This window comes from uncultured Fibrobacter sp., from assembly GCF_947166265.1.
Classification (GTDB): Bacteria; Fibrobacterota; Fibrobacteria; order Fibrobacterales; family Fibrobacteraceae; genus Fibrobacter.
The window spans coordinates 21,143-45,900 of sequence record NZ_CAMVDO010000015.1 but is presented as its reverse complement, the minus strand read 5'-3'; the positions used below and the strand labels follow the sequence as shown (position 1 = coordinate 45,900).

18 protein-coding genes and 1 pseudogene are annotated in these 24,758 nt (G+C 51.1%); 4 read left to right on the top strand and 15 right to left on the bottom strand.

Features of this window, described 5'->3' with window-relative positions; all coding sequences use genetic code 11:
• Positions 1-4: 4 nt before the first annotated feature.
• From Q0W37_RS09165 to Q0W37_RS09150, 4 genes and pseudogenes are all read right to left on the bottom strand, one after another.
• A complete protein-coding gene (locus Q0W37_RS09165) occupies positions 5-466 on the bottom strand; it encodes a hypothetical protein (protein ID WP_297700785.1) in 462 nt (153 codons plus the stop codon).
• A gap of 23 nt (positions 467-489) precedes the next feature.
• Positions 490-909: a roadblock/LC7 domain-containing protein gene (locus Q0W37_RS09160; RefSeq protein ID WP_297700783.1), complete on the bottom strand. Its 420-nt coding sequence runs from the start codon at positions 907-909 to the stop codon at positions 490-492.
• A gap of 390 nt (positions 910-1,299) precedes the next feature.
• Positions 1,300-1,887 (bottom strand): annotated as a pseudogene (locus Q0W37_RS15410) (ATP/GTP-binding protein); the annotation flags it as partial.
• A 90-nt stretch (positions 1,888-1,977) separates the two neighbouring features.
• On the bottom strand, positions 1,978-2,796 hold the full coding sequence (locus Q0W37_RS09150; RefSeq protein WP_297700779.1) for a mechanosensitive ion channel family protein: 819 nt from the start codon (positions 2,794-2,796) through the stop codon (positions 1,978-1,980).
• Positions 2,797-2,849: 53 nt separating this feature from the next.
• Here Q0W37_RS09150 and Q0W37_RS09145 point away from each other — a divergent pair, with 53 nt between their 5' ends.
• The 3 genes from Q0W37_RS09145 (at position 2,850) to Q0W37_RS09135 (ending at position 6,442) form a co-directional block, all read left to right on the top strand.
• Positions 2,850-4,391, top strand: coding sequence for a DUF2914 domain-containing protein (locus Q0W37_RS09145; RefSeq protein WP_297700777.1), 1,542 nt, complete (start codon positions 2,850-2,852; stop codon positions 4,389-4,391).
• Between the two features lie 110 nt (positions 4,392-4,501).
• On the top strand, positions 4,502-5,368 hold the full coding sequence (locus tag Q0W37_RS09140) for a carbon-nitrogen hydrolase (RefSeq protein ID WP_297700775.1): 867 nt from the start codon (positions 4,502-4,504) through the stop codon (positions 5,366-5,368).
• A gap of 48 nt (positions 5,369-5,416) precedes the next feature.
• Positions 5,417-6,442, top strand: a complete 1,026-nt coding sequence (locus tag Q0W37_RS09135; RefSeq protein WP_297700773.1) for an agmatine deiminase family protein — start codon at positions 5,417-5,419, stop codon at positions 6,440-6,442.
• Positions 6,443-6,538: 96 nt separating this feature from the next.
• On the opposite strand, the gene Q0W37_RS09130 is transcribed toward Q0W37_RS09135, so the two are convergent.
• The 3 genes from Q0W37_RS09130 to Q0W37_RS09120 all read right to left on the bottom strand — a co-directional run bounded on the left by Q0W37_RS09130 (position 6,539) and on the right by Q0W37_RS09120 (position 12,936).
• Positions 6,539-9,442, bottom strand: coding sequence for an FISUMP domain-containing protein (locus Q0W37_RS09130; RefSeq protein WP_297700771.1), 2,904 nt, complete (start codon positions 9,440-9,442; stop codon positions 6,539-6,541).
• Positions 9,443-9,489: 47 nt separating this feature from the next.
• A complete protein-coding gene (gene murC, locus Q0W37_RS09125) occupies positions 9,490-10,920 on the bottom strand; it encodes a Mur ligase family protein (protein WP_297700769.1) in 1,431 nt (476 codons plus the stop codon).
• Positions 10,921-10,995: 75 nt separating this feature from the next.
• Positions 10,996-12,936, bottom strand: a complete 1,941-nt coding sequence (locus tag Q0W37_RS09120) for an FISUMP domain-containing protein (RefSeq protein WP_297700766.1) — start codon at positions 12,934-12,936, stop codon at positions 10,996-10,998.
• Between the two features lie 124 nt (positions 12,937-13,060).
• Here Q0W37_RS09120 and Q0W37_RS09115 point away from each other — a divergent pair, with 124 nt between their 5' ends.
• A complete protein-coding gene (locus tag Q0W37_RS09115) occupies positions 13,061-13,606 on the top strand; it encodes a methylated-DNA--[protein]-cysteine S-methyltransferase (RefSeq protein WP_297700764.1) in 546 nt (181 codons plus the stop codon).
• A 2-nt stretch (positions 13,607-13,608) separates the two neighbouring features.
• On the opposite strand, the gene Q0W37_RS09110 is transcribed toward Q0W37_RS09115, so the two are convergent.
• The 8 genes from Q0W37_RS09110 to Q0W37_RS09075 all read right to left on the bottom strand — a co-directional run bounded on the left by Q0W37_RS09110 (position 13,609) and on the right by Q0W37_RS09075 (position 24,727).
• Positions 13,609-14,727, bottom strand: a complete 1,119-nt coding sequence (locus Q0W37_RS09110; protein WP_297700762.1) for a hypothetical protein — start codon at positions 14,725-14,727, stop codon at positions 13,609-13,611.
• Positions 14,728-14,834: 107 nt separating this feature from the next.
• Entirely contained in the window at positions 14,835-16,736 is a 1,902-nt protein-coding gene (locus Q0W37_RS09105; protein WP_297700760.1) for a SulP family inorganic anion transporter, read from the bottom strand.
• A 103-nt stretch (positions 16,737-16,839) separates the two neighbouring features.
• Positions 16,840-17,952 carry a type IV pilus twitching motility protein PilT gene (locus Q0W37_RS09100; RefSeq protein ID WP_297700758.1) on the bottom strand — a complete coding sequence of 371 codons (1,113 nt, stop codon included), beginning with the start codon at positions 17,950-17,952 and terminating at the stop codon, positions 16,840-16,842.
• On the bottom strand, positions 17,952-20,993 hold the full coding sequence (locus tag Q0W37_RS09095) for a hypothetical protein (protein ID WP_297700756.1): 3,042 nt from the start codon (positions 20,991-20,993) through the stop codon (positions 17,952-17,954). Before Q0W37_RS09095 ends, Q0W37_RS09100 begins: the two co-directional genes overlap by 1 nt.
• A gap of 9 nt (positions 20,994-21,002) precedes the next feature.
• Positions 21,003-21,248 (bottom strand): Trm112 family protein, encoded by a 246-nt coding sequence (locus tag Q0W37_RS09090; RefSeq protein WP_297700754.1) that lies wholly within the window; start codon positions 21,246-21,248, stop codon positions 21,003-21,005.
• Between the two features lie 81 nt (positions 21,249-21,329).
• The gene (locus Q0W37_RS09085; RefSeq protein ID WP_297700752.1) at positions 21,330-22,913 is read right to left on the bottom strand and encodes a glycosyltransferase family 2 protein; all 1,584 of its coding nucleotides are present in this window, start codon (positions 22,911-22,913) and stop codon (positions 21,330-21,332) included.
• A gap of 151 nt (positions 22,914-23,064) precedes the next feature.
• Positions 23,065-23,778: a polyprenol monophosphomannose synthase gene (locus Q0W37_RS09080; RefSeq protein ID WP_297700750.1), complete on the bottom strand. Its 714-nt coding sequence runs from the start codon at positions 23,776-23,778 to the stop codon at positions 23,065-23,067.
• Positions 23,779-23,791: 13 nt separating this feature from the next.
• Positions 23,792-24,727, bottom strand: a complete 936-nt coding sequence (locus Q0W37_RS09075) for a glycosyltransferase family 2 protein (protein ID WP_297700748.1) — start codon at positions 24,725-24,727, stop codon at positions 23,792-23,794.
• Between the last annotated feature and the right edge of the window lie 31 nt (positions 24,728-24,758).

The following is a 24,758-nucleotide window of genomic DNA, read 5'->3' as shown; positions in this document are numbered from 1 at the left end:
AACGCTACCTTTCGTTAGGTTCTACGACAAACTGACGGGTTGAAAGCAACTTCCGTCCGGCAACCAGGTCCACGCTCCACTCGCCCGGACTCAAAAGCTTTGGGACAATCGTTGTAAGGCAGACATCCTGCGTCATGTCGCAGGCAAGTTTTTGCACCGTATCGGAGCCGTTAAACCAGATGTGCATCAGGGTGTCGCCCCCAAGCTGCAGGGCCGAAGACACCGTGGAGTAGTAGTAAAGGCGCATTCCTTCTTCGAACACGCTATCGACTCCGAACGGGGAACCGTTTACGATATGGCTACAGACAACGCTCTGCGCAAGCGTCAGTTCCGCCTCGGCATAGTCGCGAACAGAGTAATCGCCCATGTAGGCAACGACTATTCGGTGTATGAGAAATCCCAAGAAAACGACAATCACGAAGATCGTCGTTTTCCGCAAATTTCGAAGCGGTGGGATTTTTGCCACGGGAAAGCCCCTAGATCAACGGTTTAACGGACCAGGCGGCTTGTATTCTGCGTAAAGGCAGGAACGGCATCGACCAGCTTTTCAACCAGCAAGCGATTGAAGTCTTCAATGCGGTTAGGAAGCTTGGATCCCGGAAAGATCTGGACAAGCAGAAGAGCCTGATCCACGGGAGAAATGTAGATCGAACGATTTTCACCCGTAAAAGAAACCGACTGGAAATTTTCGCCCCCAAGCATCAGCCCGACCTGGCGGGCCGAGTCGAAGGATGCCGTACTCAAGACGGCGAGCGGAGTCGCATCGATTCCCAAGGAACCCACTTCGGCAATGGTAGAGCCGTCACGGTGACAAAGTACGATATATTCAGCCTTGACGCTTGCCTGGTAGGCACTCATCAACCGCTGAACCTTTGCAGCATCATCAGAGAAAATGGTAAAATCACTCATAATGCAATCTCGTTATTTCTTCTTGGGAACGTATGGACGCAATTCAATTTCGTCATCGGCATCGGCTTGAGGTTTCGCGACCTCACGGCCAAAAGTCGGCATACGCGGAACCGTCGCTGCGGCACGCGGACGACCGAAGGGCGAAGACGTCGCACCTTTCTGGAACAGACCGGCACCTGCAGTCGGAGGTTGTGCGGGCGAACCAGCTGCGGGAGCCTGAGGCGGCTTTGCAGCAAAAGAAGGCATACGGAACGGAGATGCAGCAGCCGGAGCGGCTGCGGGGGCAGCAGGGGCTGCAGGCTGAGTCGCCTTGACCGAGACGCCTTCCTTGGTAAGGGAAACGTCGTGAACACCGGTATTGCCGACATTCGCGGCCGCCTGGCGTAAAAAGCCCTGCTTCACGTTGAACTTTTCGATCACCAGCATGGCGATGGTCTTAAGGGTCGTCACAACGCCCTTACCGTTATGGGCGGTCGCCGGGAAGAAAGGCACGTTGCGCGGGTTGAGCTCCGCATTCAGTTCGTCGAGCGTGAACACATTGTCCATATCACGCTTGTTGTACTGGAGCACAAACGGCATATCGTCGAGGTCCATGCCGTAATCCTGCAAGTTCTGACGCAGGTTCTGCAAGCTTTCCAGGTTTTCCGCCTGACGGGACCTCTGGGAATCCGCAACGAAAACGATTCCATCTACACCACGAAGCACCAACTTACGCGTACTGTTATAATAAACCTGACCAGGAACCGTATAAAGCTGGAACCTCGTCTTGAAACCCTTAATATCACCAAGGTTCAAGGGCAAAAAGTCAAAAAACAGCGTTCGGTCGCCTTCGGTCGCCAACGACACCATGTCGGTACGCTTGTCTTGCGGCATTTTCTGGTGAATCACCTGCAAATTGGTGGTCTTACCGCTAAGACCCGGGCCATAGTAAACAACCTTACAACTAATCTCTCTTGTAGCAAAATTTATCGAAGACATTATACATCCTTGATATATCTGTTCTAAATCTAACAAAAATGATTTTACAAATATGTCAAAATTGCTTTTTTTTACGTCAAAACGTGGTTTTTAGTCATTTACGACGTGAACGGTACGCTGCGGGAAGGGTATCGTGATGTTTTCTTCGGCAAAACGCTTGCGGATTTCGGCCGTATACTTCCAGCGCAGGTTGAAATAGTCCTGCGTACGCGCCCAGGCGCGGAAAGTCACGTTCACGGCGCTATCTTCGAGGCCGGCCACAAAGAACTGCGGTTCCGGCTTGCGTAAAAAGAGCGGCTCCCCCGCCACCACATCGCGCATAATGTCTAGCGCCTTTTCCGGGGAATCCCCGTAATCGATTCCCACCGTAATTTCGAGCCTACGGAGCGGATTCTTGCTGAAATTCACAATGGGCTGACCCCACAGGGCAGAATTCGGAGCCGAAACAAACAAGCCGTCAACGGTCTTGAAGGTGGTATTGAACAGTCCAATGCCTACGATATTCCCTTTGATGTTTCCACACTCGATATAGTCCCCCGCCTTGAACGGCCTAAGGAACAACAGCAAAAGGCCCGAGGCAATATTCGAGAGCGTATCCTTGAGAGCAAGTCCAATGGCCAAGCTCGCCGCACCGACCATGGCAACGAGCCCCGCCGTATTGACGCCCAGCACATGCAGAATTAGTAACAAACTAACGATATAGATGCAGTAGGCAAACAGCGAGTAGATCAACGGCTTAGCCGCCTTGTCAAAGCCCCTGCTTTCGGCATGATTGATTACCTGCTTCAAGACAATCAACAGAACTTTTGCAACCGCAAGGATCACCAGCGCAAGCAAAAAGCGCTGAAGAAAGGAATGATCCATCAAATGGTTCATCCAGTTTTCTAAAAAATCTTTAATCTTATCCATCGCTAAAAAAGATAGTAAATTAGGGAGGCTTCATTTTTTTGTATTTTGTAGACATGGAATTTGTCGACAAGCTTAGGGCAAAGCCCTCCGTTCAAAAATTAGAGAAGTTTTTTCCGGCAATAGCCTTTCTAGGCGGTTTCACCTGGGACTCCATCACCCTTGGACAAATGGTGTATGGCACAGACATTTTGATTCTACTCGCCTACTATACGGGAGCACTTATCTTGGTTCTGCTCCTTTCTGCACAACTGGAGCACCCCGAAGGTTGGACCAAGGAACGCCTGCAGGCTCTCGCCAAGAGCCAACAGAAACAGGCCCCGAAAGTAAGCGCCCCCGTGGCAGAGCCAGCCAAGAAAGCAGAATCGCTCCCAAAGGTGGAGCCTGTAGCCGCGAAAAAAAACGATGAAAAGCAGGCCTCCACCCCCGAGGAAACCCCTGAAACAAAGACAGCGGAATCTCGTTTCAGACGTGCAGCCAATTTTATAGCCCAAAAGACTCCCGTACGAGCAAAGGAAGCGGCAAACCGCGCCGCAACCGAAGCCATGGAAGCCGCCGCCAAGGCAAAGGCGATCGCCACGGCCAAAGCGAAGGAAACCGCGAACCGAGCTGCGACCGAAGCGAAAGATGCTGCCGTCAAGGCCAAGGGGGCCGCCTCAAAATTCGCAAAGAACGTCGGCTACGAATCGACCGCCATTCCCGAAAACGCCATTGTCGTAAACCACCGCTTTTTGGACCGCGAATGGAGCGAAGCCTGGAAACAACGCTTTACCTGGGCGGTACAGTTCTGTTTCGGAGGTCTGTTCAGCGCCCTTGTCGTCTGCTATTTCAAGAGCAGCGGTTCGCTCGCCTCGTTCCTTCTCGTTATTTTATTAGCAATTCTCCTGGTCGGCAACGAATTTCTGCAAAAGAAGTACGAAAGTTTCGGCGTAAGCCTCGCCTTTTTCTGCCTGCTCGGGACTATGTTCATGAACTTCGCGATTCCGCACCTGGTTCACCGCATCGGATTTATCTGGTTTTTCCTGAGTACGCTGATTTCATTTGGCATGTGCCTTTTTATCTGGAAGATGTCGCACCGTAAAAAGACAATCCTTATCGCGCCAGCTATCATCAGCGTCTTGCTCGTGGTCGCCTATATCATGAACTGGGTGCCCCCCGTGCCGCTGGTACTCAAGCAAAAAATCGCCTGCCAGAATTTTGACAAGGCAAGCTACAGCTGCGATGCAGACGCCCCCACATTCATGCAGTCTCTTGGACTCATGATACCTACCGTCCACCGCGTCGACAGTTCCGAAGTTTACTTTGTAACATCCGTTTACGCCCCTGCCGAACTCAAGGCGGAACTGGAATACCTATGGTACTACCAGAATCCGACAACAGGACGTTACTCGCTTACAGACCGCATTTCGTCAAGCCGCATGACAATCAACGGAGGCCGCGAATCCGGATTCAGGACATTCACCCGCAAAAAGAACACGCCCCCGGGCAAGTACCGTGTCGAAGTCGCCTACAAGAATGGAGCAGTTATCGGCTCGGGAACATTCGAGGTCTTAAGTGACGTTCCCGAAAATGGATTTGTGCGGGATACACTCCGCTAATTTCTATATTTAAAATATGAACGATTTAGAAAATGATCCGATTCTTAACGCGAGTTCTATCAATAGCGAAGATTATTGGTTTCTAAAACTGAACAACAAAGATTTGCAAAATGAACAAAATCAAGACAGCAACACTGCAGGGCAAGTGGACGGGCAACACCGAGACCAATAACCAATGGTACGTGGAGCAGGCGCTTGCGCTCAAGGGCAAGGGAATCGACCTGGTCGTACTCCCCGAGATGTTCCATACGCCGTATTTCCCGTTCGAAGAAAATGCCGACTTTTTTGACATGGCTATCGAAAAGGATAGTCCGCTCGTAAAGCAGTGGCAAGGCATCGCAAAAGAAATCAACGCGGTAATCGTTTTCCCGTTCTTCGAGAAACGCGCCCGCGGCATCTACCACAACAGTGCATTCGTCTTTGAACGCGACGGTTCTATTGCTGGCCTTTACCGCAAGAGCCACATCCCCGACGATCCGGCTTTTTACGAAAAGTACTACTTTATTCCGGGCGACACGGGCTTTGAACCCATCAAGACGAGCGCCGGTACGCTCGGCGTCCTGATTTGCTGGGACCAGTGGTTCCCCGAAGCGGCTCGCATTATGAGCCTCAAGGGAGCAGACCTTCTGATTTACCCCACCGCTATCGGCTGGATGAAATCGGAACCCGCAGAAATCTACCCGCGTCAGCAGGACAGCTGGGTCACGGTGATGCGCGGACACGCGATTGCAAACCGCACCTTCGTTCTTTCGGCAAACCGCATCGGTACCGAAGGCGAACTCACCTTCTGGGGAACCTCTTTCGTTGCCGCCCCCGACGGATACATTCTCCACAAGAACGACGTGGATTTTCTCGGAACAAGCATCGTCGAGATAGACCTGAAGGAAACCGAAGAGAATCGCCGCTGGTGGCCGCATTTCCGCGACCGCCGCGTAGACCTCTACGGGGACATCCTGAAAATCTGGTGCGATAAGTAGAACGGGCTTCGCCCTACAGACGAGAGACGAAAGACGAGAGATATTTTTATGACGAAAACAAATGTACGTTACCCCGCCGAATGGGAAGAACAAGCGGCCACATGGCTCGCCTTTCCGCATAACAAAAAGAACTGGTACGGAAAGCGCGGCGAAATGATCCGCAAGTTCTATATAGAACTTATCCGCACCATCAGCGAATTTCAACCGGTGAACGTCCTTGTTCCGAAAAAGAACTTTCTCACCACCGAAGAAAAATACGCCGTAGCCGACCGTCCCTTCCCCGCGAGTTTCTTCACCATTAAAACAGACGACATCTGGATTCGCGATTACGGTCCGTTTTTTCTGAAAAAGGGCAAAGAAACGATTGTTTCGGAAACCGTCTTTAACGCCTGGGGTGCAAAATTTCCGCCCTGGAAAAACGACAACCAGATTCCTGCACACATCGCTGAAATTTTTGAATACAAGAAAGGCGCTAGCGTTCCCTACATCTTTGAAGGCGGCGCAATCGAAGTCAACGGAGACGGTCTCGGCATTACTACGCTGGACTGCCTGATTGGCAAGAATCGTAACGCAGAAAAGGACTTGAAGAATGTAGTCAAGGCGCTTTGCAAGGCTTTCGGCCTGCGCGACATGCTGGTGCTCCCCCACGGGCTCCACGGCGACCACACCGACGGTCATATCGACAACGTGGCACGCTTTGTTGCAAAAGACCGCATCGTGATGTGCGAAGCGACCGACAAACGTTCCCCGAACAACGTCATTCTGACCGAAGCGAAGTACTTGATTGAAACTTGGCTCAAGAGCCACTACGGCAAGTCCGCGAAAGTCGACACGTTGCCGCTCCCGCCGCAACGTAAGCTCGATGACGGCCAAATTCTCCCGGCCAGTTACATGAACTACATCTATGCAAACGGGGCAATCATTTTCCCGAAGTACAAGTCGCCCAACGACGCCAAGGCCAAGGCCTACTTCGAAAGCGTATACCCCGACCGCAAGGTGATTGGCCTAGACTGCCGCACCGTAATCGAAGAAGGCGGTAGCCTACACTGCATGAGCAAACACGAAAGTTTGTAAGGCTAAAACATAACGCATCGCCCAAAACGCATCACCCTATATAATAAAACCCTGTGTATAAAAGCGCAGGGTTTTATTTTATGGAATGTTGAAGATTTAGTCCTTGAAACAACGAACAGAGAGTCTGTTGTTCTTTCTTAAATTATTGTAGACACGCGCTTCATCTGCCCCTATGTAACCGTAGGAGGCTTCACCACTACTATACTCAGATGCACTCCAGAAGTCGGCATTAGAGTAGAAACAGTTGAAACCACCCGAGCGACAGTAGCCGACTGGGAGCGCGGAGAAACCACTTTCATTCGTTGCATTCTTCCATTCTACATTGCCAAGTGCCTGTTGCGCAGTATAATCAACACTAGAGAGCAACTGGTACCATTCACTGACCGTCGGGATATGCCAGCCATCAGGACAGATTCCCTGATGCGGGGTTTTGATAGTCCCTGCCGGCACTGAGGCCTCCTGCCACTTGGAGTCTATATCCATCGCCGCAGTCCAGGTGTAGTAGCGTCCACCTTTCAGACAGTTTGTAGAATCATTATTGTAACACGAGTTATTTTCAATCAAGTAACTATGCGCCCCTTCATCGGCATAGTTCAAGTTTTCCGCCATCACGGTCATGCCGTTAATCGTCACGGTCCTGTAAATGCGACCGTCACGTTTATCTTTTAGCGTTCCGTATTCAACTTCAGGATTGAAATAATCCTTGACACCGACTTCAAAATCATAAACATAAGCATCCCTAAATCCACTATTTTCGCATATGCGGGTAGAATCTTCGTTAAAGACTCCGTTCATCGCTGCAGTACAGGCCATGCCCTCTTGTTCTTCATTTGTAGTCGCCTCACGCCAGATTCCCGCATCACAAACAAAGTATGTCTTGGTATCGACAATGCCCGTCACCATCTTACCTTCCTTGTCGCAGTCGTAATCGACAGTATTGTAGGCAACCTTGTCGACCATCTGCATCCAGGCGTGATCCGTGGCGCAACTATAGTATCTCTTATCTTTTTTGGAACGGCCCATTTCACCGGTACGGTTCGTAGTGCAGCCTTTCAGCCCTAGATTCACATCGTTGTAACTAGCATCACGCCACTGGTTCTCGGCAAGGTCAAACACATAGTAGGCATCGGTGCTATCACCTTTCTGGACATCGCCGTCACTGCCGGGCACCCAGCCCTGCGTATCCACGATGTAAGCTGTAGTGCGACCCCATTCGCGGTCTTCGCACTTGTACCAATAGCTGTTCACAAATCCCGTATTTTTGTTAATGTTTGCAGCGACACTTTCAATACAGCCGCCTAGAACCTGTTCAACCACAGAGGCGTCGCGCCATTCCTTGGCAACAGCATCGTACAAGTAGTACTTCGTTTCCGTTACGGAGCCGACCTTTACGGCACCGTCCTTACCCGCTTTCCACTGGTACGTATCCTTTTCAAAATCGTTTGCAATTACCCAGCGCATATCGCCAAGGCCATCGACATCCTTGCAAATATAACGCGTCTTGGATCCTTTGCGTTTGCCTGCTGTAGCCGCCTTCACGACACCGCTGTTCTTGGCGTTGCAGCTATCGAGGCCGTATTCCGTTGTCCAGAAATGGCGCACATACTGTTCGAAATTCGGAACCATAGCAGAAAGTCCCCAGGTAGCCACGTTGTGGCGTATCGTTGCGAGACGTCCCGAAGAATCGGCATCGGCGCTCCAGTCCGCAATGTCCATGCGAGTCTTGGCATCGTCCCACGTGCCGTCCTTTTCCATGTCCGTCGAAATCTTCGTCAAAAGTTCGGTAAGTTGAGCCACTGTGCGGTCACCCTGGAACATAATCGAAAACGCGAGAAGCGCACCATCTTCATCGGAACTACCCGCGATGCTCAACCGCTCGGAATTACTGAAGCCCGTCGCATCGATATCCAACAAGCCGAAGATTTCCTTCTGCGCCTGATCCTTCGCCTGTCTAACGGTCATCTTTTCGTGAACCACCAAGTAAATGACGCGCTCGTATTCCAGATGCGTGAGCAAGTTGATGTTCACAACATTGCCAAGCAGCACGTTCGTCACGCCAAACAAAGTTAACGGCGATTTCGATTCTTCGCCGGTCACTTCGTTGCGGTAGTACCCCGAGGCCTCCAGCATCATGTACTGGCTCACCATCATGCGCGAGGGAATCCTGAATTCGCCCTTATCATTCAAAATTTTTCCATCGAAATTGTTACCCGTCTGAGCCAAGGTGCGACCGCTTTCAAGTTCCTTCACCTGCACCTTGGAACCAGAAAGGAACGGTCCCTTCTGCGATACGCCCGAAACGGAATCGAGCGAAACAGAAACTTTTTCAGAGTCGAGTTCAACAGTATCCACAACCGAGCCACTCCCCGAGCCGATATCTATCGTCGTCGATTTTTCACCGCAGGTAATCGTAACCTTAGTCCCCTTCTGGGCTAGCGTGCAACCGGAACCATCTTTTCCATTCGAGCCATTCGTACCATTCTTTCCTGCAGCACCGGAATCACCTTTTTCACCCTGAGCTCCTTGTTCGCCTTTTTCACCTTGAATTCCCTGTTCGCCATCGGCACCATCTTTACCGGCAACACCAGGCTCACCCTGAAGCCCCTGTACGCCTTGCTCTCCCTGTTCGCCCTTTGCGCCGTTCAACACCACGCCAATGCTATCGCCGTTACAGATAATCTTGAGGCCGCTCTTGTCCTTGAGTTCCTTGGTCATGCTGCTAAAATCGGCAGAAGAAGTATCCTTCGCGACTGTCGCAAACCACTTGCCGTCTACGCAGACACGTACCGACGATTCGCCCTTCACAAGCGCCTGTTCGCCCTGATTGCTCTTGGTGCATTTGGGGAGGTCTTTCACCGAAGAAACAATTTCGGTGCCGCCGGTTGCCACTTCCACGATTTTTTCGGTGGTAGTAGATTCACCGCAAGCCGAGAAAAAGACGAGAGACGAAAGACTAGAGACGAGAGAAAATGTTGCAAAGGCGCGAAAATTTTTCATCATTAGAAAATCCTCGGATTATAAAAGCAAGACACCGACTCATCGAAGAGTTACATCAGATTATCTTCTAGCAGCTCCTGCACATGCTGCGCAAAGGCCTGCAAGCTCGGGTCGCGCGCGCCCATCAGCAGGATGGTGTCGCCGGGCTGGGCGTATTCCACCATTTTCTCGGCACATTCGTTGCGGTCTTCGATGTAGATGGCTTCGCAGCCCTTGAGGAGCAGGTCATCGGCGAGGTCACCGGCGCTAATGTCGCGGGTGACGGTGCCGCCGGCGTAGTAAATCTGGCTGAAGAACATCACATCGTTTTCACGATCGTCTGCAAAGTCCTTGGGGCGGAGCGTCTTCGCGATAAATTCCACAAGGTCTTTGCGCAGGAATCGCGTGGGGCCAAAACCGTGCGGCTGGAACCAGGCGATAACGCGGCCTTCGGTAAAGTCCTGCGCGCTCCTGATGCTCGCGGCAATCTTCGCCGGATTGTGGGCAAAGTCATCCACCAGCGTCACGCCATTGAACGTTCCTAAAATCTGATGACGGCGGAACACGCCGGGGAATGTGGCTAGGGCGTCGGCGCACGTATGGAGCGTTACTCCTGCGCGGAGTGCGGCTGCCGTTGCAGCCAGGGCGTTTTCCATATTGTGCTTGCCCGGGAGCGGCACCACGAACTTCACGAGTTCTGCCTGGTGACGCACGCGGAACTGAATCGAGGTTCCGACAGACTTGAAGTCCGTGCCCTGCACACCCACATAATTTTCAAAACCAAAATCGAATTCGCGACCGGCGCTGAACTTCTTGGCCAGCGGATGCGCGTCGTTAACAATCAGAATCTTGCCGTTATCGAGAATGTTGTGGCTGAACTTGAGGAAGATTTCCTGGAGTTCGCTCAATTCCTTATGGTCCTTGTCCACATTCAAAATCAGGCCTATTTCAGGTTCGTAGCGCACGAGCGTTCCGTCGCTTTCGTCTGCTTCGACCACAAGCCACTGCCCCTTGCCACTCACGGCGTTACCGATCTTGCCTTCTTTCTGCAAGTTCACAAGGCCCGCCCCCGTCATGACCGACGGCTGGAGACCAGCGTATTGCAGAATATGATAAATCATGGCGGTCACGGTGGACTTTCCGCTGGTGCCCGAAACGGCGATGGTCTTCGCCTCTTTTGAAATCTTCGCGAGCATTTCGCTACGGTGCATTACCGGGATTCCCAGTTCCTTGGCGCGTTTGAGGTCCGGGTTCGTATCTTCGATGGCGGTACTCACCACCACCGCATTCAGGCCTTCTACGACACCAGAACCATCCTGTGCAAAGCACTTGATTCCACATTCTTCGAGCTGAGTCATGACAAGAGGCTTTTCGCACTTGCCTGCCAAAAACTCACCGAACTGGCGGTCAGAACCGCTAATTGCAACACCCTTGCCAACAAGATACTGGGCGATGGCACTCATGCCTACGCCCGCTACACCGATAAAAAAGTAAGATTCCATATGCAGAAAAGTAGTAAATAGAAAGTCGTTACTCGTTAATAGACTATAGTTCCTAGAGTTATTTACATTAACTTTTTAAAAAAGGTGCAGACTACATTCCATATTTGCAGAAGCCTCGATGCTAAAGACATCCTCCTCACACAGCTCCTCAACCTTTGCAGTAATCTTTCCCCACTCTCCTTCGTACAATTTATCAGCAATCTTTATAAAAATATCCTGATCTTGTATATCAATTGGATTACAACTTACAGTTACATAAGTAGCATAAGCACATTTAACATTCTTTTTCGCAACAAAATTTTTCCCTGTAGGCACAAAAACAGAAACATCATTATCAGAAAATAATATCGTATCTGCAGGTGTTCCCACTCCAGCGGAACAATCCAACAATAAAGAGTCTTCAAAGGTTGCCCCTGGAACAGACAAATTACTTATAACGTGTACCGCAGGAGTCACCAGCTCATTATGCTTGAATTTTTTTATCGCCTTTGAACCTGAGATTTTCACATCAGCGCTATTTTCGCCAAATTTCCATGCATATTTTTCAATTTTAGAATTGTTTTCGTTACAGCCCGAAACTTTCCACGAAATAGAACTATCTTTTGGATTATACTTCGATGCCGTGCAAGAACAACCTGACACTGTTTTATAAGACCACTCAGAGATACAGCGAACATGCTTGGGGGCAGAATAATATGGTGTCACATAAGACCATTGACTACATTTTTCAGTAGACATTTTTTCAATATGCATTTTTACACCAATGGGTTGATCTTCAAAACCATAAAAGAAGAAATCCCCACTATTTTCAAAAAAGCTATCAAAGAGACATTTTCTAGCAACCGAATCATACTCATCGGACTTAGGCAAGCGCCATCCTTCGGGGCAAGCAACAACGGCTTCTTCAATCGAGAACTCTGTCGAACCATTATGGGACAAATCCTCAACCATCCATACCTTTGAATCAAAAACGGCAAGTCTTGGCATTGAATCAATTTTTATGACAGGGTCCTTGACACATCGCACCGAACTATAGGAATAGGTTACATCTTCATCATAAAATACGTCATTTTTATCAAAAGCAAATTTGAATCCACCATTTCCATAACATCCACGATCCTCCATAAGAATATACTTGACAACAAAACGGGCGTCATCCCCCACATGACAACCATTATCCCAGCAAACGCCCGCCGGAAGAGCGGCAAAGCCAAATCGATCCGTTCCTTTTTGGGCTCCGATTCTTAAGGAATCTAAACTTTCTACAAAACCATGATATCCATCTCCTTCAACAAGAACGGAATCCCCCTCCGCATACCAACCGTCCTTGGCCTTTAGGCTCACAGCAATACCTTCACCCTCGTTATGTTTAGACACATAATCAAATAATTCCATCCATTCCAATGAATCCGGAACATGCCAGCCTTCTGGGCAAACACTCCAAATATCCGATTTCTTTTCCGCACCATCAAAAGTGTATAAACGTCCATAAGCATCGCAATTTGCAGCGTCATGCATCGGGCAAATAGACTTCCGATCATCGTAATTTAGGTTTTCGGCAAACCATTCCTGATTGCCAATTTTGACAGTCTTATAAGTATGATTATCGCGCCAATCGGTCACAGAGCTCTTTTGTATTTGCCCCTTATTTTTCTTGCTAGAACTACTTTGTGCAGAATTTTTCTCTGAACTCGACGAACTGGACAATTCATCTATTCCAGAAGACTTACTATCACTTGAGGCTTTTTTATCTCCAGTTTTGCTGCTACTCGAAACATTTTTTTCACTTTCTTTACCTGAACTAGCTTTGGTATTCTTTTCGACTTCGCTAGAAGAGGATTTATTCTTTTTTTGCGAAATAGAACTGGACGAAATAGATTCATCAGAGGAACTTTCAATCTCTTCTTGGAGTTCCTTATCTGTTGAATTGTTACCCGAGTCATCGCCGCAAGCGACAAAACAGGCAAACAAAAACAGGAGACCAATTAAAAACATCGTATTTTTCTTTCCAAGCATAAACAAAACACCTCTGATGAAAGAATTGTGGAGAAATATAATTTTTTCTGAAACCAGTCGCCTGAACCTGATCCCTTTTGAGAAACCTGTTGCCTGAAACCCGACACCTTTTTATATTCATACCATGAACTTCTCGGATTCAAGATTCACGACGATTGCGCACCGCAACTTGTGGGGGCAGTGGACGTTCGTGTTTGAAAAATCCAAGCTGTGTAGCCTGCGCTATACGGGAGAAGGCGTTCCGAGTTCGGTTCAGGCCTGCGCCTATGCCGAGCCGGATATGGTTCAGACATTATCTTCGACGGTGGCTCGCGCCTACCGCAAGGCGGTGCAACAATTGAACCTGTACCTGGCCGGAAAGCTTCACGAATTTTCGCTCCCGCTCAAGGTGTACGGCACCGATTTCCAGCAAAAAGTCTGGGAGGCCATCGCCGAGATTCCTTACGGAGAAACTCGCACCTACCAGCAGGTGGCCGAAGCAGTTGGAGAGCCCCGCGCCACACGTGCCGTGGGCGCCGCCCTCCGCGCGAACCCGCTACAGATTATCCTTCCCTGCCATCGCGTGGTGGGCAAGGGCGGAAGCCTGGTCGGCTACGCCCTGGGGCTCGACCTCAAGCGGCGACTCCTCGTTATCGAAGGCGCTATCCCGCAGGAACTGCTGCTGGAATAGTTTTAATCCTTATCGTCAAAGGCTTGCGCGTCTTCGGGTTCTTCCACAATCCAGTCGCGAATGTGGTCGGCCAAAGCCTTCTGCCCGTCATGCTCAATCGAATCGGCAAGCCCCGTCAGTTCTTCGGCATCGAGAGTCGTCAAGTCCTTCTCAAAACGGGTCACGTAGCCCGATAGCTGTTCATAACGCTTCATCGAAGCGAGCAACTGCATAAATTCCAAGTCAGCGGTATTGCCGTTGCGGAACTGTTCATGTTCCTTGAGAACGCGGTCCGCATCCGCTTCGGGCAAGAACGCCGCCAAGCGTCCGAGGTTAATCACCTTCGGGAAGGTTTCGTACAAGGTACGCGCAATCTTGATGCAGTCAGACTTGCGGCCTTCCTTGTCGGCAATCGCCGCCTGCAAATCGAGGTACGCCTCTTCGTCTTCGGAGCCGGGGTTACGGACATCGCCGAGCCACTGCTTGGCGAGTTCGATATTCCCCGCCATGAACTGCGCATTGGCAATATCAATGAGTGTTGCGTTGCTCTTGTCCGGATCCTTGAGGAGTGCTGCCTTCGCAAAGTTCGCCGCATCCTTGATAGAGTCCGCCATGTCGCAAATGGCATCCAGAATGTCTTCACGGTTTCCCTGATCGACTTCGGTGACCTTGTTGATCAATTCTTCGAGCAAGGCCTGTGCACGTTCCCTGGGCAAAATTTCTTCGACACTCAGGAACACCACCGAACGGCCCTCGCCCCCCACATGGCGCATCGCCAAGTCGTGAACCAAGTCCGCCACATAGTCCTTATCGCTATACTGCGAGGCCAGTTCCACAAAGAACGTTCCCGCATCGTAAAAAAGATTGTCCCAGTATTCCTTTTCTTCGTCGCTGTCCGCCTTGAACGAAATAAAGTCCGCACGGAGCGTCCACGCCAAAAGTTCCAGCTGATCCTTCGGATTCTTGAAATTTTCGATTTCGTCGATGCCGTTCGCAATCGCCTCGTACAAATCATCGGGGCGGTGTAAAAGCCGGCTCTGTCCGCTCACAATCTGCGTAAGCGTTTCACGAAGTTTATCTTCCTTGCTGCGCATGGCCTGAGCCATCGCCGGCGACTTCCAAACTTTTTTCTTCTTTGCCATAAGCTATAAAATAGAAAAGATTTTCACCATAGAAAAAGCCCGCCTTCGCACAGCAAAGTCACGGGCACCATTCAGCATCTAACCTACGACACTGCAGGCATGCCGAGTTACTTTTCTTCGATTTTCACGACGGGTTCGTCCATCATCTTTTCAGCGATGACTTCCGGTGTCTCTTCGGCAATCGCGGCGTTCGATTCTTCAGGCATCCACGGCTTGTCGAGGTTTCTTTCCCAAGACACCGTCGGGGCCTGCTGCTTTTCGTGCGAGGTATCGACAATCGGAAGTCCGAGGAGTTCGCGGGCACGGTTGAGGGCCGCGTCGATGTTACCGAGGGCGTTTTCTTCGCCAAGCTGCTTGAGGACGCCTGCACGGGTAAGCGCCACCACCGGCTGGGCATGCACGCCCGACAGCAAGAGCTGCGTCCCTTCGCGGTTGCAACGGTTCAGCAGGTCCTCGATCATCTGGATACCGGCGGCATCGATGCTAGACACGCTACGCATACGCAGAATAAGGATCTTCGGCTTGTCCGAGATGCGGGCCATGGTGTCCTTGAACTTGTCCACCGCACCAAAGAAAAGGGAACCGGCGAGTTCGTACACCACCACACCCTTTGGCACCTGGCGGCTGAGATCGTTGTGGGCGGCTTCTTCGTCGTCTTCCTTGAGGGCTTCCGTCACCGTTTCCATTTCGGAAACGTCGCTCATGCGCTTAATAAAGAGCACCGCGGCAAGGAGAACGCCGACTTCAATCGCAACCGTAAGGTCGATAATCACCGTGAGGAAGAAGGCCACAAGCATCACGATAACGTCGCTCTTCGGAGCCTTGAACATCTTGATGAAGCTGCGGTAGCCGCACATATTGAAGGCCACCTGGAAAAGCACGGCGGCAAGGGCTGCCATCGGGATCATTTCGGCGTACTTGCCGAGCACGAGCATAATGAGGAGGAGCACCACCGCATGCACCAGGCCCGAAATCGGGCTCACGGCACCGTTACGGATGTTGGTCGCCGTACGGGCAATGGCACCCGTAGCCGGGATACCGCCAAACATCGGAGAAAGGATATTCGCGACACCCTGGCCAAAAAGTTCGGTATTGGAACGGTGCTTGGTCGAGGTCATACCGTCAGCCACCACGGCAGAAAGCAGCGATTCAATGGCACCGAGAATAGCGATCGTCAAAGCAGGCTGGAACACCTTCTGCATCATTTCGAGGCTGATATTCGGCAGGTGCGGCATCGGGAAACCGCTCGGGATGTGGTTTTTCATGCCGATAGTCACCACGCCGTGACCGTTGATCGGGTCATCCCAGCCAAGAACCTTCACCATGACCGTAGCGACAATAATTGCAATCAGGGAACCGGGAACCTTCGTCGTAATCTTCGGCCACAAGATGCAAACGGCGAGCGCCACAAGCCCCACAATTACCGCGTAAATGTTGATGGTATCGAGCGAAGAGGCGTAAAGCTTGATCTTACCCACGGCATCGGCCGGATCCTTCGCCAAAAAACGCAGGCCGAAGAAGTTTGGCACCTGGCCAAGCGCAATGATAATCGCAATACCCGCGGTAAAGCCCACGGTCACCGGGAACGGAATGAACTTGATAATGGCACCGAATTTCGCGAGGCCGAAAATAATCAGGAGGATACCGGCCAGGAGCGTTGCCGAGGCAAGGCCATCGTAACCGTACTGGCTCACGATGCCGTAGACGATCACGATGAAGGCGCCGGTGGGGCCGCCGATCTGGAAACGGGAACCGCCCAGGAAAGAAATGGCGAAACCAGCGATGATGGCCGTGTAGAGGCCCTGTTCCGGACCCACGCCCGAGGCGATAGCGAACGCAATCGCAAGCGGAAGCGCGAGAATGCCCACGATGAGGCCCGACATCAGGTCGCTGATGAAGCTTTTCTTGTTATAGCCTCTGCGTACCGTGCGGAAAAGTTCAGGGGTAATGGTCGTCTTGACGCCAGCGAGGAAACTCTGGAGGGATTCTTTGGCGTGAATATTGGGCATGGGCACTCCGTTCTTAAGACGGCGCCAAATTTAAAAAAATTTACACCCTTTGTGAAGGGTGTAAATGAAAAGAATTTCTTCGAAAAAAGGACTTTCCGAAAAACTACATCCAGCCACGTTCAGAAGTACCCGAAATACCGCGAATCTTAAGGTCGAAGTCATCGGGGTTCGTCGCCGCATTCATAGCCGTTTCAAGGGAAATCTTTTCTTCTTCGTAAAGTTTCAGGAGCGCCTGGTCGAAGGTCTGGCTACGGTACTGCATGTGGCCTTCGGCAATAGCCTGTTCAATCAGGTCGTTCTTGTCCTTGTCTTCGATGTATTCCTTGATGGCCGCCGTATTCACCAGGATTTCGGCAGCAGGCACTCGCCCGTTACCATCCTTGGTCGGCAATAAGCGGAGCGAAATAATGCCCGCAAGCACTTCGGAAAGCAGCAAGCGGATTTCGTCATGCTGGTGCGGCGGATACATCGAAAGCACACGGTGAATCGTTTCGGTCGCATTCGTGGTATGAATCGTCGCAAACACCATGTGGCCCGTATCGGCAGCAGTCATGGCAATCTGCATGGTTTCAAGGTCACGAATTTCGCCCACCAGAAGCACATCCGGGTCCTGACGGAGGGCGGCACGCAGGGCGTTTGCATACGAAAGCGTATCCACGCCAATTTCACGCTGAGAAATAATCGCCTTGTTGTCGCGGTAAAGGTATTCAATCGGGTCTTCGACCGTAATGATGTTCACCGCTTCTTGCTGGTTAATGTAGTCCAGCATGGCAGCAAGCGTTGTCGACTTACCCGAACCCGTCGTACCCGTCACAAGCACGAGTCCGCGCTTGGTTAAGGCCATGTCACGAATCACTTCGGGCAGCTGCAGGTCTTCGAATGCCGGAATCTTCGCCTTAATGTGACGGATCACAACAGCAATCGTTCCACGCTGACGGAAAACGTTCACACGGAAACGGCCCATATCGCGGGCACCCACGGCAAAGTCGCATTCCTTATTCGCTTCAAAGCGCTGTTTCTGGTCGCGGTTCATGATATCATCCAAGAAGGAATCCATCATCAAGGAATCGACACGAATATCGAACGGACGCTGCAAGGCACCGTTAATACGGTATACAGGCGGAACACCTACGCGCAAATGCATATCAGACGCATTGCGGTTCACCATTTCGCGAAGCAGCTTTTCAATACGCAGCTGCGGTTGCTGTTCAGCCATTAGGCATTGCCTCCGAACTTTTCGTTATACAGCTTTTCGACTTCAGCCATACGGGCAGCAATATCTTCGTTTTCAGGTTCTTTCTGTACCAGATCCTTGTAAATTTCAAGAGCCTTGCCATAAAGTCCCTGATCGAAATAAATTTCAGCAAGCGTCCGGGTATTCAGACTTTCATCCAAATCGTGAGCGCCACGGTCAAGGGGAGCATCGGGATTATTGATAAGACCGGCCGAAATTTCATCATCGGAATCTCCGGACATCAAGAAATCGACACCATTGTTCGACGGCTTTTCTTCGGGAAGAGCGTCGTCATCCATATCGAAAAGTCCCTTGAACGCACCGGAAACTTCGGATTCCAGGGAATCCAGATCCTTCGGCTGTTCCGTCGCCATTCCCGTTGCAGCAGGAGTTTCTGCGGCAGGCTTTTCTTCGGCGGGAACTGTAAGGTCTTCTTCCAGACTATCGTCCTTTCCGAACAAGCTATCGAACGAAGCATCCAGATCATCAGAGATTTCGTCTTCGCTAGCCTTTCCAAAAGATTCTTCAATCAAGGCACCGGTCGCTTCCTGACTATTTTCCGCCGGAGCTTCGGCTTCTCCCTTAGAAACAGGCAAATCCAGATCGTCGTCGTCGCCGAACATCGAAGCGAAAGCACCGCCCATTTCCTTTGCAATATCGGACTGTTCTTCCTTGACTTCGGGCATTTCGAGTTCGGATTCAGCCTGATTCACCTGTTCCGCAAGACTAGCCGATTCTTCTGCAGGGGCTTCTTCAACATTTTCAGTCTGCGGTTTTTCTTCGGGAATATCGTCTTCGGTTCCAAACAGCGAATCAAAAGCGCTATCTACACTAAAGCCATCGTCTGCAGGCTTCGTTTCCGCAGGAGCTTCAGTAGAAGCGGCAACTTCCTGTTCAGAAGCCGTTTCCACGGTTTCCGTTTCCGCTGGAATTTCGTCCAAAGTAACAGGAGTGGATTCTTCGGCAGCAGGAGCAACGTTATCCAGTTTAATGTCATCCAACGACAGGGATTCTTCCGCAGGCGTTTCATCAAGCGAAAGAGTTTCGTCCGCAGGAGCCTCCAGATCAAGGCTTTCATCGGCTGCAGCTACATCAAGAACTTCATCTGCCGGTGCAGGAGCGGTTTCGGCAACAGGAGCCTCATCCTCCGCCGGAACAGGACTCGGAGACCAATCGCCAGTCAAGTTCATGTCGGCATCCGCGGACTTTTCAAACAGACCGCCCTCTTCGGCGGCAGGTTCATCGAGCGTAAAGGCGGCATCGTCCTGTGACGATTCTTCCTGAGCAGCTTCCGGAGCCGCATCCTGCGGCTTTTCTTCGGGGAGTTCATCTTCACCGAAGATGGAATCAAAAGCATTGTCGATCGTCGTCGGTTCATCGGCTACGGCAGCCGGAGTTTCAACTGCCGGAGCTTCCTCTACAGAAGCTTCAGCTGCAGGAGTTTCTGCGGGCGTTTCATCCAGCGAGAGACTTTCTTCTGCAGGCGCATCGATATCAAGAACTTCATCGGAGCTTTCTTCGACTGCCGGTGCAGGACTCGGAGACCAATCGCCCGTCAAGTTCATGTCGGCATCGGCAGACTTTTCAAACAGACCGCCCTCTTCGGCAGCCGGCTCATCGAGCGTAAAGGCGGAATCGTCCTGTGCCGATTCTTCCTGAGCAACTTCTGGAGCCGTTTCCTGCGGTTTTTCTTCGGGGAGTTCGTCTTCACCGAAGATGGAATCAAACGCATTGTCGATCGTCGTCGGTTCATCGGCCGCAGCAGCCGGAGCTTCCGCTACAGGAGTTGCTGCTTCGGGTGCTTCTGCAGGAGCATCGATGTCCAGAACTTCATCGGAGCTATCTTCGACTGCCGGAGTCGGACTCGGAGACCATTCGCCCGTCAAGTTCATGTCGGCATCGGCAGACTTTTCAAACAGACCACCCTCTTCGGCTGCAGGCTCATCGAGCGTAAAGGCGGCTTCGTCTTGTGCCGATTCCTGTGCAGTTTCCGGAGCCGCGTCCTGCGGCTTTTCTTCGGGGAGTTCGTCTTCACCGAAGATGGAGTCAAACGCATTGTCGATTGTCGTCGGTTCGTCAGAATCGGTTGAGGCCGGAGCTTCAACAGGAGTCGAGCTGAATACGCTCGACACATTCGCCTCGGCACTGTCGTCAATACTTTCAGGAATATCCGTATCGGCGGATGCGGCCGGCTGAGACGTTTCCTCCGGTTCGAGGTCATCGTCCAGACCAAACATGTCGGACAGCGCCGAACCAACATCGCTAACAGAAATGTTCTCGTCCGCAGGGAATTCTTCCATTTCCTGTTCGGGAGGATTCACCGCGATAGAATCAAGGGCAGAATCAAGCGATGCGGACAAGTCCTCCATGGCAGAATCGTCGGCATCATCGCTACCGGGCATCATAGAGGCAAGGGCGGCAAACGGATCGTCGCTTTCAGCAGCTCCATCCACAGAGAAATCTTCACCCTGGGGAGCGCCTTCCGCCGCTTGCGGTTCATCCAGATTAAACTCATCCGACGGAGCGTCCATCTTGAATTCGTCGCTCATGTCCATCGAGCCGTTTTCACCCGGCATACTGAAGTCGGTATCGGAAATTTCCCCGGCCATAGCAGCCGCAGCGACACTTCCCACCACCACATCGTATTCGTCTTTCCAGAAGGTGTTCAGCGGATCCATGTCGTGCAGACGACGGTAGCAGACGTTTCGTTCACCGATGTTTTCGAGCTTGTCATAGGCGTCGCCCATAATCTGCTGCGCAGCCAGGTTGAACGGATCAACGATCAGGACCTTTTCGCATTCCTCTACGCAGGAGTCGTAGCTTTCCTTTTGGAACAGGATCTTTGCGCGGACAAGCATTGCCGCCACGTCGTTCGGATAAAGCGTAAGTCCGCCATCGACCCTCTGCAAAGCCTTATCCAGATCCCCCGCTTCGCGTTCAAGATCTGCAAGCCATGCAAAGGCCCTAGAATTGGCATTTTTCTTACCAATAGACTTTTTAAGGGAATCCAACGTTACCGCCATAATCACCTCTTAGAGCAAAATTGCTTCGTCCGCCAAAAGGACAGGAATCCCTTCGCGTACAGGATACACCCTAGAACCGTCTTCGGTCGTAAGAGCCTCGGTCATGGGGTCAGAAACGGTTTCTCCAGCAACGTTCTTGAGCGTACCGGCAGAAATAGCATTGTTCAACTTAGCGAGACATTCGTCAGACGCCAACTTAAGCTTACCCCTTGTTTCAGGGCAGCACAGAATATCCAAAAGAGTAGTATCGAACATAAAACCTTAATAATCAAATACTTACACAAAAAATAACATCTTTTTGTGCAATGAGTAAAGAAAAAATAGGGATTTAGTGTTTTAGTGCAAATATTTCAGGTTTACAAGGGCAAAATCGCCCTCTTTGGCGTTTCCGATTAGCAAAAACACACGTAAACCGAGACTATCCAGCCAATGAATGTCGAAAGGTTCACGATACCCCGACAAGTTGGACACCACCAAAAGTTCACGACAACCGGTACGGTTGCAAATGGATTCCATCGAAGAAACGTTTCCGAGCAGGTGCTGGCGGTTTTCTTCGGAGACCTTTTCCGGTTCGCCACTCACGCAACCGAGAATTTCAATTCCCGGAATGACATTGTAACGGTCAAACCAGGACTGCAGGGAATCTTCGGAGCCGCCGAGCAGAATGGAACGGTGACGTTTTTTTGCAAAAATACGATAGAAATAGTTTATCCAAAATGCAATGCGGCGCCAGGCAATCAAGAATACAACGGTCAAAAGCCCAAGCGCTAACAAACCATAGTGAGGAACCACCGCCTGGCTCTTGTCATAAAAGAAAGAGGCGACACTTGCCACAAGGTTAATCGAAACCAGGGTCTTAATGAACGAAAAGCCCCGCAAGCTTGCGCTGCTGTATTCCCCCTTGCAGGCCAGCAGAACGATGTTTATCACCGCAAAGACAGCAAGCCATTTCCAGTCGACAAAATCGGTTTTCCACAGGGACTCCCCTGCCGGAAGCCTGCAATACGAAAGCGTCAACAGGGAAGCAATGGCAACCGCACCCACGTCCAGGAAAATTTTCCAGAACCTAGGAATCAGCCTCGAGAACATCCCCACAAACGCAGCAAAGACAATACCAGTCGTCACCAGGAAAATCGGAATCCAGTACTGGTCCCTATGCTTTTTGACATAGAGAATCATCGCCTGGTAAAAGTCCACGTAAGACCCCAGTCGACGCGTACGGCAGCTTTGTCCCTTGAAATGCAGAATATTGGTCGAGGGCGTGTAGTAATTCTTGAAACCCGCCGCCTTGGTCCTAAAGCACAGGTCCAGGTCTTCGCCATACATGAAAAAGTCTTCGTCGAACCCACCCAGCTTTTCGTAGAGGTCCCGACGGATGCAGAAGAACGAACCGCTAATGGCATCGACCTCGGTCATTTCGTCAGGGTCGGCGTAGGTCATATTGTAGCTCGCCAAGAGCTTGCTCTTCGGGAAAAACGAGGCTAGACCGATCGTCTTGGATATTGCCGAAATCGGAGTCGGGAAAGAACGGCGACATGCCCACTGAATGGACCCGTCTTCGTTCAAGATACGGCAGCCGACCGTGCCCGATTCGGGGTGTTCTTCCATAAAGTCGAGCACCTTGGTAAACGAATCGCGGGAAACAACCGTATCCGGATTGATAAAGAAAAGGTAGGGCTTGGTCGCCTGCTTTTCGGCCAAATTGCAGCCCTTGCCGAACCCCAGATTCACCTTGGAATCAATCCACTGCACTTCCGGGAAAAACGCCTTGATCTCGGGGAGAATCGGCGATTCCGAACCATTGTCCAGCACAATCACCTGGGCATCCACATTTTCGCATGCATCACGGATAGACTTTAGACACGCAGGGATAAAGTCGCAGGAATTATAGGCAACGATAATGATGGAGCAGGAATACATAGAGGTTTCGGGGGTTGAGCTCGCATCCCTATGGGATGCTTTAAGGTATGAGTCCTAGTAGTTTGTTATTCAGATTAATGCTTTTTGCAAATGTACTCAGAGCCTTGCAAAGCAAGGCAAGCTCATCACTCAAAGCGAAGCGACCTCATAGCTAAGCAAGTCCTAGGCGGAGTTTAAGAACCAGGAAGAAAGCTTCGGAAATAATGCCGCCGCTCATCTTGGAAGTTCCACGGGTACGGTCCGTAAACACGATAGGAATTTCCTTGACGCAAAGTCCCTTCTTCCAAATCTTGAAAGTCGTCTCGATCTGGAAGCAGTATCCGTCGCTCTTCATCTTGTCGAGGTTCAGGGCCTGCAGGGCTTCGCGGCGGAAACACTTGAAACCGCCCGTCGCATCGCTAATCGGAAGTCCCGTCACAATGCGGGTATAGACGTTTGCCCCGTAGCTCAGAATCAGGCGACGCAGGTCCCAGTTCACCACGCTAATACGGTGATTCTGGTAACGGCTACCGAGTACAAGGTCCGCACTTTCGGCCGTTTCCAGGAAACGGTTCAAGTCGGTCGGGCAATGGCTAAAGTCAGCGTCCATTTCGAACACGCGTTCATAATCGCGTTCGAGCGCCCACTTGAAACCCGTCACGTAGGCCGAACCAAGGCCCATCTTGCCCTTGCGGCGGATCAGATGCACACGAGGATTCTTCTTCGATTCCTCTTCGACCATATCACCCGTGCCATCGGGACTGCCATCGTCCACCACGAGGATTTCAAGACATTCATTCTGCTTTAAAATTTCCGCCATAATGAGCAGGATGTTTTCCTTCTCGTTATAGGTCGGAACAATCACCAAACTTTTAGGATACGCCATAAACTATTTTCTCCTACCCTAAATCTACAATTTCTCGAATCGATTCGGCCACAGGATAGCTCTGTTTCTTGCTTCCGTTCATCATTTCGCCCAAAAGGCCAAGCGACATGAACTGCACCCCCATCACTAGCGAGAATCCACCCGCCAAAAGGAGCGGACGCACATGGAGCGCTCCCGTCTGCAGCCATTCGTAGCCAAAGTAGCCCGAAACGCCAAAACCGATGAGCATAAAAATGAGACCGAGGAGTCCAAAGAAATGGAGCGGCTTGGAAGCAAAGCTCCGCATAAACATGAGCGAAACCAAGTCAAGGAAACCGGACACCAGGCGAGAAACGCCGTACTTGGACACACCGTGGACACGCGCGCGGTGAGCGACCGGCATTTCGGTAATGCGGAATCCCTGCCACTTGGCCATCACCGGGATAAAGCGGTGGTAGTCGCCATACAGGTGAATAAAGCGCACCACGGAGCTACGGTAAGCCTTGATGCCGCAGTTAAAGTCATGCAGACGCTGGCCACAGACCATGGAAACCGTCAAGTTGAACAACTTAGAAGGCCAGGTCTTGTGCCACGGATCGAGGCGACGGATTTTCCAACCCGAAACCAGATCGTAACCGCTTTCAAGAATCTTGATCATCTTCGGAATTTCAAGAGGATCGTCCTGCAAGTCGCCGTCCAAAGTCGCCACGTACTTGCCGCGTGCCTTGGAGAAACCGAAAGCAAGTCCGGCAGCCTTTCCGCAGTTGAACTGGAAACGGAAGGCCCGGATAAAGGAATACTCCTTGGACATGTTTTCAATCACTTCCCAGGTATTGTCTCGGCTACCGTCATCGATGACAATGACTTCGAACGAAAATCCCGTCGGTTCGATTGCCGCAACAATCTCCTTGAAAAGCTCCGGAAGGTTTTCGCTTTCTTCTTTAACGGGAATGACAAGACTCAAATCCATGAAAAACCTCTTACCAAAACTCTAAACGTCA

Excerpts from the sequence above, each read along its gene's own strand:
- Q0W37_RS09160 (WP_297700783.1), bottom strand. The coding sequence starts at position 909 with ATGAGTGATTTTACCATTTTCTCTGATGATGCTGCAAAGGTTCAGCGG.
- Q0W37_RS09150 (WP_297700779.1), bottom strand. The coding sequence starts at position 2,796 with ATGGATAAGATTAAAGATTTTTTAGAAAACTGGATGAACCATTTGATG.
- Q0W37_RS09145 (WP_297700777.1), top strand. The coding sequence starts at position 2,850 with ATGGAATTTGTCGACAAGCTTAGGGCAAAGCCCTCCGTTCAAAAATTA.
- Q0W37_RS09140 (WP_297700775.1), top strand. The coding sequence starts at position 4,502 with ATGAACAAAATCAAGACAGCAACACTGCAGGGCAAGTGGACGGGCAAC.
- Q0W37_RS09135 (WP_297700773.1), top strand. The coding sequence starts at position 5,417 with ATGACGAAAACAAATGTACGTTACCCCGCCGAATGGGAAGAACAAGCG.
- Q0W37_RS09130 (WP_297700771.1), bottom strand. The coding sequence starts at position 9,442 with ATGATGAAAAATTTTCGCGCCTTTGCAACATTTTCTCTCGTCTCTAGT.
- murC (WP_297700769.1), bottom strand. The coding sequence starts at position 10,920 with ATGGAATCTTACTTTTTTATCGGTGTAGCGGGCGTAGGCATGAGTGCC.
- Q0W37_RS09120 (WP_297700766.1), bottom strand. The coding sequence starts at position 12,936 with ATGCTTGGAAAGAAAAATACGATGTTTTTAATTGGTCTCCTGTTTTTG.
- Q0W37_RS09115 (WP_297700764.1), top strand. The coding sequence starts at position 13,061 with ATGAACTTCTCGGATTCAAGATTCACGACGATTGCGCACCGCAACTTG.
- Q0W37_RS09110 (WP_297700762.1), bottom strand. The coding sequence starts at position 14,727 with ATGGCAAAGAAGAAAAAAGTTTGGAAGTCGCCGGCGATGGCTCAGGCC.
- Q0W37_RS09105 (WP_297700760.1), bottom strand. The coding sequence starts at position 16,736 with ATGCCCAATATTCACGCCAAAGAATCCCTCCAGAGTTTCCTCGCTGGC.
- Q0W37_RS09100 (WP_297700758.1), bottom strand. The coding sequence starts at position 17,952 with ATGGCTGAACAGCAACCGCAGCTGCGTATTGAAAAGCTGCTTCGCGAA.
- Q0W37_RS09095 (WP_297700756.1), bottom strand. The coding sequence starts at position 20,993 with ATGGCGGTAACGTTGGATTCCCTTAAAAAGTCTATTGGTAAGAAAAAT.
- Q0W37_RS09090 (WP_297700754.1), bottom strand. The coding sequence starts at position 21,248 with ATGTTCGATACTACTCTTTTGGATATTCTGTGCTGCCCTGAAACAAGG.
- Q0W37_RS09085 (WP_297700752.1), bottom strand. The coding sequence starts at position 22,913 with ATGTATTCCTGCTCCATCATTATCGTTGCCTATAATTCCTGCGACTTT.
- Q0W37_RS09080 (WP_297700750.1), bottom strand. The coding sequence starts at position 23,778 with ATGGCGTATCCTAAAAGTTTGGTGATTGTTCCGACCTATAACGAGAAG.
- Q0W37_RS09075 (WP_297700748.1), bottom strand. The coding sequence starts at position 24,727 with ATGGATTTGAGTCTTGTCATTCCCGTTAAAGAAGAAAGCGAAAACCTT.